Raw genomic sequence first — 12,765 nt, 5'->3', positions numbered from 1 at the left:
TGCGAAAAATAGCCATCCAGCTCTTTTTTACATAACCTTTTCATATTAAATCAAAACATTATTGTTCATTCGACAACTAAATTAACATAAAAAGGCAATCCTTACCTTCAATTTATATTTAAACGTATTACTTTATCATCCAAATTTTATTTTATACCGTTTCTATTTCATTCTTTTTTTCATCTTTAAGGTTATTAAATTTATGGATTTTAACCTTCGGTAAATAAAAATAAACACAAAAAAACCTAAGTCGAAACGACTTAGGTTTTTGCTTGGCGACGTCCTACTCTCACAGGGACAAGGTCCCAACTACCATCGGCGCTAGAGAGCTTAACTTCCGTGTTCGGTATGGGAACGGGTGTGACCTCTCTGCCATCATCACCAAACTGATGAAGGTATATTCCTTCAAAACTAGATAACATTTGCTTCATATTATATGGTTAAGTCCTCGATCTATTAGTATTCGTCAGCTCCACATGTCACCATGCTTCCACCTCGAACCTATCAACCTGATCATCTTTCAGGGATCTTACTAGCTTACGCTATGGGAAATCTCATCTTGAGGGGGGCTTCATGCTTAGATGCTTTCAGCACTTATCCCTTCCGCACATAGCTACCCAGCTATGCCCTTGGCAGAACAACTGGTACACCAGCGGTGCGTCCATCCCGGTCCTCTCGTACTAAGGACAGCTCCTCTCAAATTTCCTGCGCCCACGACGGATAGGGACCGAACTGTCTCACGACGTTCTGAACCCAGCTCGCGTACCGCTTTAATGGGCGAACAGCCCAACCCTTGGGACCGACTACAGCCCCAGGATGCGATGAGCCGACATCGAGGTGCCAAACCTCCCCGTCGATGTGGACTCTTGGGGGAGATAAGCCTGTTATCCCCGGGGTAGCTTTTATCCGTTGAGCGATGGCCCTTCCATGCGGAACCACCGGATCACTAAGCCCGACTTTCGTCCCTGCTCGACTTGTAGGTCTCGCAGTCAAGCTCCCTTATGCCTTTGCACTCTACGAATGATTTCCAACCATTCTGAGGGAACCTTTGGGCGCCTCCGTTACACTTTAGGAGGCGACCGCCCCAGTCAAACTGCCCACCTGACACTGTCTCCCGGGTCGATGAGACCCGTAGGTTAGAATTTCAATACAGTCAGGGCGGTATCCCACCAGCGCCTCCACCGAAGCTAGCGCTCCGGTTTCAATGGCTCCCGCCTATCCTGTACAAACTGTACCAAAATTCAATATCAGGCTACAGTAAAGCTCCACGGGGTCTTTCCGTCCTGTCGCGGGTAACCTGCATCTTCACAGGTACTATAATTTCACCGAGTCTCTGGTTGAGACAGTGCCCAAATCGTTACACCTTTCGTGCGGGTCGGAACTTACCCGACAAGGAATTTCGCTACCTTAGGACCGTTATAGTTACGGCCGCCGTTTACTGGGGCTTCAGTTCAGAGCTTCGCTTACGCTAACCCCTCTCCTTAACCTTCCAGCACCGGGCAGGTGTCAGCCCCTATACTTCGCCTTACGGCTTCGCAGAGACCTGTGTTTTTGCTAAACAGTCGCTTGGGCCTATTCACTGCGGCTTTCCGTTAAGAAAGCACCCCTTCTCCCGAAGTTACGGGGTCATTTTGCCGAGTTCCTTAACCAGAGTTCTCTCGCACACCTTAGGATTCTCTCCTCGCCTACCTGTGTCGGTTTGCGGTACAGGCACCTTTTATCTCGCTAGAAGCTTTTCTTGGCAGCGGGGAATCAAAGACTTCGCTCCATAAGGAGCTTCCCCATCACAGCTCAGCCTTCACGATAAGCGGATTTGCCTACTTATCAGCCTAACTGCTTGGACGTGCACAACCAATCGCACGCTTCTTCTATCCTTCTGCGTCCCTCCATTGCTCAAACGATAAAGAGGTGGTACAGGAATATCAACCTGTTGTCCATCGCCTACGCCTGTCGGCCTCGGCTTAGGTCCTGACTAACCCTGAGCGGACGAGCCTTCCTCAGGAAACCTTAGGCATTCGGTGGACGGGATTCTCACCCGTCTTTCGCTACTCATACCGGCATTCTCACTTCTAAGCGCTCCACCAGTCCTTCCGGTCTGACTTCACTGCACTTAGAACGCTCCCCTACCACTGATACCATTGGTATCAATTCGCAGCTTCGGTGGTGTATTTAGCCCCGGTACATTTTCGGCGCAGAGTCACTCGACTAGTGAGCTATTACGCACTCTTTAAATGGTGGCTGCTTCTGAGCCAACATCCTAGTTGTCTAAGCAACTCCACATCCTTTTCCACTTAATACACACTTTGGGACCTTAGCTGGCGATCTGGGCTGTTTCCCTCTTGACTACGGATCTTATCACTCGCAGTCTGACTCCTAAGGATAAGTCATTGGCATTCGGAGTTTGACTGAATTCGGTAATCCGATGAGGACCCCTAGTTCAATCAGTGCTCTACCTCCAAGACTCTTACACTTAAGGCTAGCCCTAAAGCTATTTCGGGGAGAACCAGCTATCTCCAGGTTCGATTGGAATTTCTCCGCTACCCACACCTCATCCCCGCACTTTTCAACGTGCGTGGGTTCGGGCCTCCATTCAGTGTTACCTGAACTTCACCCTGGACATGGGTAGATCACCTGGTTTCGGGTCTACGACCACGTACTAAACGCCCTATTCAGACTCGCTTTCGCTGCGGCTCCGCCTCTTCAGCTTAACCTCGCACGGGATCGTAACTCGCCGGTTCATTCTACAAAAGGCACGCCATCACCCATTAACGGGCTCTGACTATTTGTAGGCACACGGTTTCAGGATCTCTTTCACTCCCCTTCCGGGGTGCTTTTCACCTTTCCCTCACGGTACTGGTTCACTATCGATCACTAGGGAGTATTTAGCCTTGGGAGATGGTCCTCCCAGATTCCGACGGAATTTCACGTGTTCCGCCGTACTCAGGATACATTCAAGAGAGAACGAAGTTTCGACTACGGGGTTATTACCCTCTGTGACGGACCTTTCCAGGTCGCTTCGTCTACCTCGTTCCTTTGTAACTCCGTATAGAATGTCCTACAACCCCAAGAGGCAAGCCTCTTGGTTTGGGCTAGATTCCGTTTCGCTCGCCGCTACTCAGGAAATCGCATTTGCTTTCTCTTCCTCCAGGTACTTAGATGTTTCAGTTCCCTGGGTCTGTCTTCCATACCCTATGTATTCAGGTAAGGATACCATACCATTACGTATAGTGGGTTTCCCCATTCGGAAATCTTCGGATCAAAGCTTACTTACAGCTCCCCGAAGCATATCGGCGTTAGTCCCGTCCTTCATCGACTCCTAGTGTCAAGGCATCCACCGTGCGCCCTTTCTAACTTAACCAAACTAAAATTAAAAAAATATGAGCTACACTGTTATCTAGTTTTCAAAGAACATACATTTAAACTTGAGAGATAGTTCTCTCAAAACTGAACGAAACAAAACAAGTCAACGTTTATTGATGAACTGCGTTCATCAATTCTCCATAGAAAGGAGGTGATCCAGCCGCACCTTCCGATACGGCTACCTTGTTACGACTTCACCCCAATCATCTGTCCCACCTTAGGCGGCTGGCTCCATAAAGGTTACCCCACCGACTTCGGGTGTTACAAACTCTCGTGGTGTGACGGGCGGTGTGTACAAGGCCCGGGAACGTATTCACCGCGGCATGCTGATCCGCGATTACTAGCGATTCCAGCTTCATGTAGGCGAGTTGCAGCCTACAATCCGAACTGAGAACGGTTTTATGAGATTAGCTCCACCTCGCGGTCTTGCAGCTCTTTGTACCGTCCATTGTAGCACGTGTGTAGCCCAGGTCATAAGGGGCATGATGATTTGACGTCATCCCCACCTTCCTCCGGTTTGTCACCGGCAGTCACCTTAGAGTGCCCAACTTAATGATGGCAACTAAGATCAAGGGTTGCGCTCGTTGCGGGACTTAACCCAACATCTCACGACACGAGCTGACGACAACCATGCACCACCTGTCACTCTGCTCCCGAAGGAGAAGCTCTATCTCTAGAGTTTTCAGAGGATGTCAAGACCTGGTAAGGTTCTTCGCGTTGCTTCGAATTAAACCACATGCTCCACCGCTTGTGCGGGCCCCCGTCAATTCCTTTGAGTTTCAGCCTTGCGGCCGTACTCCCCAGGCGGAGTGCTTAATGCGTTAACTTCAGCACTAAAGGGCGGAAACCCTCTAACACTTAGCACTCATCGTTTACGGCGTGGACTACCAGGGTATCTAATCCTGTTTGCTCCCCACGCTTTCGCGCCTCAGTGTCAGTTACAGACCAGAAAGTCGCCTTCGCCACTGGTGTTCCTCCATATCTCTACGCATTTCACCGCTACACATGGAATTCCACTTTCCTCTTCTGCACTCAAGTCTCCCAGTTTCCAATGACCCTCCACGGTTGAGCCGTGGGCTTTCACATCAGACTTAAGAAACCACCTGCGCGCGCTTTACGCCCAATAATTCCGGATAACGCTTGCCACCTACGTATTACCGCGGCTGCTGGCACGTAGTTAGCCGTGGCTTTCTGGTTAGGTACCGTCAAGGTGCCAGCTTATTCAACTAGCACTTGTTCTTCCCTAACAACAGAGTTTTACGACCCGAAAGCCTTCATCACTCACGCGGCGTTGCTCCGTCAGACTTTCGTCCATTGCGGAAGATTCCCTACTGCTGCCTCCCGTAGGAGTCTGGGCCGTGTCTCAGTCCCAGTGTGGCCGATCACCCTCTCAGGTCGGCTACGCATCGTCGCCTTGGTGAGCCGTTACCTCACCAACTAGCTAATGCGACGCGGGTCCATCCATAAGTGACAGCCGAAGCCGCCTTTCAATTTCGAACTATGCAGTTCAAAATATTATCCGGTATTAGCCCCGGTTTCCCGGAGTTATCCCAGTCTTATGGGTAGGTTACCCACGTGTTACTCACCCGTCCGCCGCTAACTTCATTAAGAGCAAGCTCTTAATCCATTCGCTCGACTTGCATGTATTAGGCACGCCGCCAGCGTTCATCCTGAGCCAGGATCAAACTCTCCAATAAAGTTAGTTTGTCTAGCATCTAAAAATAAAAATTGACGTTCACGTTGTTTGTTTCGTTCAGTTTTCAAAGAACTTGTTTGCCGCTCATTTGCGACTCCCTTATGTTAACATTTTCATATTTCAATGTCAACTAAGTTTTTCATTTTCTTTTGTCGCTTTCTGCGTTGTTGCTATCGGCGACTTGTCCTATATTACACCCCTATATACTAATCGTCAATACCTTTTTATAAAGTTATTCAAGTTAATATTTTTACACTCTCTAATCTAGAGGAGAATCTATAAATATTGCATTATCCGAAAACCCTCTTCGACTTCACTTTAATTTCTTCTTCCAAAATATATTCAAGTTTACTTATACCCTAGACTTAATTGGTACGGAAGTTTTTCCCCAGCGAAACTAACAACCTTATTTTAATAAATACTAATATGTAATTAAAAAGTTATTACGCTCCCTAACACCTCTTTGTTTACCAGGCACTCTATTAGAAACGATGGAAGATATACGTATTCTTATAACAGACAACGATACAGAAATTCTTATATAATATTCTAGTTATATAGTTTCCCTTATATGTAGTAATGGTTACTTACCTGTTTACTCGTAAATATATAGAAACATACTAATACATTTACTAACTATCCCTGTGTCACTGAAATAGCAGACTTATATCTCTTTCATCTTTAGCAGCATCCATTTCCATATGGCCTAGTCGTAATAAATTTTATATCCTCTTAACAAACATTTAAGATATACAAATAAACTATACTCGAGGTCCGAACCAATTAATAACATTTCTTTTTTAAACACATATACTGGATTGAAAATACGTACCTCAATTGATCGAGCGTACCTAATACACCCAAAAGGAACGTTTGTTCTGTTTATATTTTATTACTTTTTATCAAATTTAAGGATGTTTATCCTACGTTTTACCGCTAGAAGAGCGAATCGAGTTACTAACAAAGTATGTAATTTTATTGTTTCTATTATATATCCCCCGTTTTGAAATACATATAGAATTACAAATTCATTTATTTCTAGCTATAAACCTAAGAATACATAACAATAAGAAACCAACACATATAAAACACCCACAAAAACAAATTCTGCAACAAGGTATACTACGGCTGTACAATTGTAAATCATAATCTTTTCAACACCTATAGGAGTCCTGTCCGCATTTAACGCAAATATAAACTAAAAAAATTTCAATATAAAAAGAGCCGGAATTTCTACTCTAAGGAAAATCCGACTCTTATTTTTGGGCCACAACCAAAATTATTTAACTTACTCGCTACAACTGAACTCCCTCATACTAACCATAGCCAAAATATTTTTCACATTTAATATTCCCTACTCTGCTGTACTGAAGATGCATGTATCATATCTATCACTGCATGATATAAATTTTCCGAATATTCAGCTATCCGATGGCATAAATACAAGTACCACTCTTTCCCATAAGTCAAATACACCCTAGCATTATGTCCTTTGTTTTTCAAATCACTTAACATATCCGGACGAATCCCATATAGCATTTCTATTTCTACATTAGATTGACTAAAATATTGACGTTGCTCCATTTCTTTAATAAGAATTTCATCATGTGTAGCTATAGATACAGGATGGTTATTTTCAACTAGTTGTTCTACGATCTGAAGATACTGTTGATTTAAGTCAGTTGACCTAGGTATAGCAATATCCGAAACTTCTTGATAGGCACCTTTTACAACTCGTATTTTCCCTGGATAATGTAGGAGTTCTTGAATATCATTGTTTGAGCGATATAAATGCACCTGAATCGTTATCCCTACATTAGGATATTGCTCAGTTGTTTTTTTATAGATGGAAAGAATGTCTGCTGCTTTAGATGATTCTTCCATACTTATCATAAGGGTAGTTCCATGTACTTTTGCCTTCTCTGCCAACTCCATTAAATGAATATAAGATATTTCTGGATCTATAGATAATCCAATATGCGATAAATCGAGTGATACTGTTTGTTTCATAGATAGAGCACCCATATCCCCAATAAGATTCCAAAACTCATTTTTTGCTTTATAACATTCCTCTATATCTAGAGTATTTTCCCCTATGTATTCTAGTGAAGTATGATAACCTTTTGCAATTAGTTCTTTTGCTGTCATAATCCCCTCATGTCTCGATTCTCCGGTGACAAAGCGTTTCGCGGCTTGCAATAATAATGCATAGAGTTCAGTGGATTGTTGTACATAGGATTTTATATGTTCATTTCGTGCAATCGATTTAAATGCCTGAGCTACTTGGAATTCTGGTTTCGTCATCACATTTTCATCCCCTTTAGAACCATTTGATCCAACTATAGCATGCTAAAATGGTTTATATTAGTACCATTTCAACCAAACTTTTATGGTACCAATTTTGATGAAGGGAGCATTTATATGCTTTGGATACCTATTGATCGATCGTTAGATATAAGTTTAATACGACAGGTTTATCACCAAATACGTGAACGAATATTAAACGGAGAGCTACAATCTGGAGAAAAACTACCATCAACACGGGAATTATCTTCTGAGTTAAGCGTGTCTAGGAATGTAATTTTAGAAGCTTATGATCAATTATTTTCCGAAGGTTTTTTGGTCGCTCGACAGGGCGCCGGGACATTCATTGCAGAAGGGACTTATTTAGAACAACATAAAAAATCACCTCTAATTGATTCTTTATCTTGGTGCGAAGAAATAAACAAAGACAGTAACATCATTAATTTTCGTTCAGGGATACCAGCATTAGACTTATTTCCACGTAAGGGATGGGCAAAGTTATCTCATACCATATGGAATGAGACACCTCCTTCTACGTTTGGATACGATATTCCCGAAGGGCGTCCTGAATTAAGAAAGGTTTTATCACGCTATTTACTAAAAACAAGAGGAGTTTTTTGTCATCCAGAACAATTGATAATTACCTCCGGTGCAACGCAAGCTTTAACACTTGTTTCTAAGTTACTTTTGTCAACAGGCGACGAAGTACTAATAGAAGATCCCATCACCAATGACATTCAAACAATTTTTAAAAATTCAGGAGCCTTCCTTTATCCTATACCAGTTGATGATAATGGGATGGATACATCTTTGCTACCTGCAAATAAAAACCCAAAATTCATCTTCACTACTCCTTCTCATCAGTTTCCTTTAGGAGGAGCGTTACCGATTCAACGACGGGTTCAATTGATTAACTACTCAAGAAAAACAAATTGTTATCTCATTGAATATGATTATGACAGTGAGTTTCGATATGAAGGCTCACCTATAAGTTCATTACAGGGATTGGATCCCGAGAGTGTTATATATAGGTTCATTTAGTAAAATTTTATCACCCGCCCTTAGGATGGGATACTTAGTTCTTCCCTCACACCTTATTGAAAAATGTCGCAGGGTAAAATGGTTTTCAGATCTACATACATCTTCTTTAAATCAGCTTGTCCTTGCTAAATTTATTGCCGAAGATTATTTGGAACGGCATATTATGAAGATGAAAAAAATCTATAAAAATCGAAGAGACTTGCTTATCCAGCAATTAAAATTAGTATTCTCAAATAAGATCAATATTTCCGGTTATTCTACAGGATTACACCTGATTGTTGAATTCAATCAAGTTCAATTCACCAAAGAATTACTTGAGAAAATCCAACAACTTGGGGTTAAAGTATATCCTGTGGAAGACCACGCCATTGAAAAAGGAAAACATCATAGTCGAATTATTATGGGGTATGGATATTTAACAACTGAAGAAATAAAAGAAGGTGTGAACAGGCTACAGAGGGCAATACCTTATATATATTCTTGTTAATAAATAGACTTTAAAACTCAAAATTAAAGAATTTAACAAATAAGGAAATTCCCCAGGGATTATAAAGAGACTAAAATATTAATTAAAGTGAGGTAAATATACAAATGAATCCATTAGCACAATCATATTGGGATACTTATTGGGGAAACAATGAAAAACCAGAATCTGTTACAGCTTGGCAATTTGGTGATTCTCCTGATTATCTCGCTCAATTAGTCATTGATGGTGTGAAAACCGCAACATGCTCGGGCCATATTTTTTATGAATTAGAAAATGAACCACTACCAACAACTAACGATTATAGTATTGTACTCAATAGTCAGGAGGAACCTGTAGCTATTATTAAGACAATAGAAGTAACTATAATGCCAATGAATGAAGTGACTGAAGAATTCGCTATCGCTGAAGGCGAAGGCGATCGTACCTATAGTTACTGGAGAGATACCCATATTCAGTTTTTTACAAAGGAACTAAGCGAACTTGGTCTTAGTTTTTCTGAAGATATGCTGCTCGTTTGCGAACGTTTTAAGCTTATCGATGTAAAAAACAAAGTGAAGATATGATAAATAACGATTTTACCGGAAGTCCATATTAGATAAATACATTTATCTTTAAACAAATAAGCTTGTTACCAATGGGTTTCTTGAGCCATTAATAACAAGCTTATTTCATTAAACACAAAAAAGACGAGTCATTCCGACTCGTCTTAAAGTTGCTTGGCGACGTCCTACTCTCACAGGGACAAGGTCCCAACTACCATCGGCGCTAGAGAGCTTAACTTCCGTGTTCGGTATGGGAACGGGTGTGACCTCTCTGCCATCATCACCAAACTGATGAAGGTATATTCCTTCAAAACTAGATAACATTTGCTTCATATTATATGGTTAAGTCCTCGATCTATTAGTATTCGTCAGCTCCACATGTCACCATGCTTCCACCTCGAACCTATCAACCTGATCATCTTTCAGGGATCTTACTAGCTTACGCTATGGGAAATCTCATCTTGAGGGGGGCTTCATGCTTAGATGCTTTCAGCACTTATCCCTTCCGCACATAGCTACCCAGCTATGCCCTTGGCAGAACAACTGGTACACCAGCGGTGCGTCCATCCCGGTCCTCTCGTACTAAGGACAGCTCCTCTCAAATTTCCTGCGCCCACGACGGATAGGGACCGAACTGTCTCACGACGTTCTGAACCCAGCTCGCGTACCGCTTTAATGGGCGAACAGCCCAACCCTTGGGACCGACTACAGCCCCAGGATGCGATGAGCCGACATCGAGGTGCCAAACCTCCCCGTCGATGTGGACTCTTGGGGGAGATAAGCCTGTTATCCCCGGGGTAGCTTTTATCCGTTGAGCGATGGCCCTTCCATGCGGAACCACCGGATCACTAAGCCCGACTTTCGTCCCTGCTCGACTTGTAGGTCTCGCAGTCAAGCTCCCTTATGCCTTTGCACTCTACGAATGATTTCCAACCATTCTGAGGGAACCTTTGGGCGCCTCCGTTACACTTTAGGAGGCGACCGCCCCAGTCAAACTGCCCACCTGACACTGTCTCCCGGGTCGATGAGACCCGTAGGTTAGAATTTCAATACAGTCAGGGCGGTATCCCACCAGCGCCTCCACCGAAGCTAGCGCTCCGGTTTCAATGGCTCCCGCCTATCCTGTACAAACTGTACCAAAATTCAATATCAGGCTACAGTAAAGCTCCACGGGGTCTTTCCGTCCTGTCGCGGGTAACCTGCATCTTCACAGGTACTATAATTTCACCGAGTCTCTGGTTGAGACAGTGCCCAAATCGTTACACCTTTCGTGCGGGTCGGAACTTACCCGACAAGGAATTTCGCTACCTTAGGACCGTTATAGTTACGGCCGCCGTTTACTGGGGCTTCAGTTCAGAGCTTCGCTTACGCTAACCCCTCTCCTTAACCTTCCAGCACCGGGCAGGTGTCAGCCCCTATACTTCGCCTTACGGCTTCGCAGAGACCTGTGTTTTTGCTAAACAGTCGCTTGGGCCTATTCACTGCGGCTTTCCGTTAAGAAAGCACCCCTTCTCCCGAAGTTACGGGGTCATTTTGCCGAGTTCCTTAACCAGAGTTCTCTCGCACACCTTAGGATTCTCTCCTCGCCTACCTGTGTCGGTTTGCGGTACAGGCACCTTTTATCTCGCTAGAAGCTTTTCTTGGCAGCGGGGAATCAAAGACTTCGCTCCATAAGGAGCTTCCCCATCACAGCTCAGCCTTCACGATAAGCGGATTTGCCTACTTATCAGCCTAACTGCTTGGACGTGCACAACCAATCGCACGCTTCTTCTATCCTTCTGCGTCCCTCCATTGCTCAAACGATAAAGAGGTGGTACAGGAATATCAACCTGTTGTCCATCGCCTACGCCTGTCGGCCTCGGCTTAGGTCCTGACTAACCCTGAGCGGACGAGCCTTCCTCAGGAAACCTTAGGCATTCGGTGGACGGGATTCTCACCCGTCTTTCGCTACTCATACCGGCATTCTCACTTCTAAGCGCTCCACCAGTCCTTCCGGTCTGACTTCACTGCACTTAGAACGCTCCCCTACCACTGATACCATTGGTATCAATTCGCAGCTTCGGTGGTGTATTTAGCCCCGGTACATTTTCGGCGCAGAGTCACTCGACTAGTGAGCTATTACGCACTCTTTAAATGGTGGCTGCTTCTGAGCCAACATCCTAGTTGTCTAAGCAACTCCACATCCTTTTCCACTTAATACACACTTTGGGACCTTAGCTGGCGATCTGGGCTGTTTCCCTCTTGACTACGGATCTTATCACTCGCAGTCTGACTCCTAAGGATAAGTCATTGGCATTCGGAGTTTGACTGAATTCGGTAATCCGATGAGGACCCCTAGTTCAATCAGTGCTCTACCTCCAAGACTCTTACACTTAAGGCTAGCCCTAAAGCTATTTCGGGGAGAACCAGCTATCTCCAGGTTCGATTGGAATTTCTCCGCTACCCACACCTCATCCCCGCACTTTTCAACGTGCGTGGGTTCGGGCCTCCATTCAGTGTTACCTGAACTTCACCCTGGACATGGGTAGATCACCTGGTTTCGGGTCTACGACCACGTACTAAACGCCCTATTCAGACTCGCTTTCGCTGCGGCTCCGCCTCTTCAGCTTAACCTCGCACGGGATCGTAACTCGCCGGTTCATTCTACAAAAGGCACGCCATCACCCATTAACGGGCTCTGACTATTTGTAGGCACACGGTTTCAGGATCTCTTTCACTCCCCTTCCGGGGTGCTTTTCACCTTTCCCTCACGGTACTGGTTCACTATCGATCACTAGGGAGTATTTAGCCTTGGGAGATGGTCCTCCCAGATTCCGACGGAATTTCACGTGTTCCGCCGTACTCAGGATACATTCAAGAGAGAACGAAGTTTCGACTACGGGGTTATTACCCTCTGTGACGGACCTTTCCAGGTCGCTTCGTCTACCTCGTTCCTTTGTAACTCCGTATAGAATGTCCTACAACCCCAAGAGGCAAGCCTCTTGGTTTGGGCTAGATTCCGTTTCGCTCGCCGCTACTCAGGAAATCGCATTTGCTTTCTCTTCCTCCAGGTACTTAGATGTTTCAGTTCCCTGGGTCTGTCTTCCATACCCTATGTATTCAGGTAAGGATACCATACCATTACGTATAGTGGGTTTCCCCATTCGGAAATCTTCGGATCAAAGCTTACTTACAGCTCCCCGAAGCATATCGGCGTTAGTCCCGTCCTTCATCGACTCCTAGTGTCAAGGCATCCACCGTGCGCCCTTTCTAACTTAACCAAACTAAAATTAAAAAAATATGAGCTACACTGTTATCTAGTTTTCAAAGAACATACATTTAAACTTGAGAGATAG

General features: G+C 44.4%; 2 protein-coding genes, 5 rRNA genes and 1 pseudogene. 2 read left to right on the top strand and 6 right to left on the bottom strand.

Going from position 1 to position 12,765, the window contains the following annotated elements; translation table 11 throughout:
- Positions 1 to 270: 270 nt before the first annotated feature.
- The 4 genes from rrf (QCI77_RS01685) to QCI77_RS01670 form a co-directional block, all read right to left on the bottom strand.
- Positions 271 to 386, bottom strand: a 5S ribosomal RNA gene (rrf, locus tag QCI77_RS01685).
- Positions 387 to 436: 50 nt separating this feature from the next.
- Positions 437 to 3,358: ribosomal RNA gene (locus QCI77_RS01680) — 23S ribosomal RNA — on the bottom strand.
- Between the two features lie 146 nt (positions 3,359 to 3,504).
- Positions 3,505 to 5,057 (bottom strand): 16S ribosomal RNA (locus QCI77_RS01675).
- Together the 16S, 23S and 5S rRNA genes form the textbook arrangement of a ribosomal RNA operon.
- Before the next feature lie 1,343 nt (positions 5,058 to 6,400).
- Positions 6,401 to 7,360: a proline dehydrogenase family protein gene (locus tag QCI77_RS01670; protein WP_353825750.1), complete on the bottom strand. Its 960-nt coding sequence runs from the start codon at positions 7,358 to 7,360 to the stop codon at positions 6,401 to 6,403.
- A 117-nt stretch (positions 7,361 to 7,477) separates the two neighbouring features.
- On the opposite strand from QCI77_RS01670, the pseudogene pdxR reads away from it, so the two are divergent.
- Both pdxR and QCI77_RS01660 read left to right on the top strand, forming a co-directional pair.
- Positions 7,478 to 8,888 (top strand): annotated as a pseudogene (gene pdxR, locus QCI77_RS01665) (MocR-like pyridoxine biosynthesis transcription factor PdxR).
- Between the two features lie 104 nt (positions 8,889 to 8,992).
- Positions 8,993 to 9,451 (top strand): ASCH domain-containing protein, encoded by a 459-nt coding sequence (locus QCI77_RS01660; RefSeq protein WP_159147395.1) that lies wholly within the window; start codon positions 8,993 to 8,995, stop codon positions 9,449 to 9,451.
- A 151-nt stretch (positions 9,452 to 9,602) separates the two neighbouring features.
- Here the strand turns inward: QCI77_RS01660 and rrf (QCI77_RS01655) are convergent.
- Both rrf (QCI77_RS01655) and QCI77_RS01650 read right to left on the bottom strand, forming a co-directional pair.
- A 5S ribosomal RNA gene (rrf, locus tag QCI77_RS01655) occupies positions 9,603 to 9,718 on the bottom strand.
- Positions 9,719 to 9,768: 50 nt separating this feature from the next.
- A 23S ribosomal RNA gene (locus QCI77_RS01650) occupies positions 9,769 to 12,690 on the bottom strand.
- Positions 12,691 to 12,765 lie beyond the last annotated feature (75 nt).

The sequence above is a fragment of the Bacillus cereus group sp. MG9 genome (assembly GCF_040459995.1).
Lineage (GTDB): Bacteria > Bacillota > Bacilli > Bacillales > Bacillaceae_G > Bacillus_A > Bacillus_A mycoides.
Note: the sequence above shows the minus strand (reverse complement) of the source record. Positions and strands in the feature narration are given on the sequence as shown.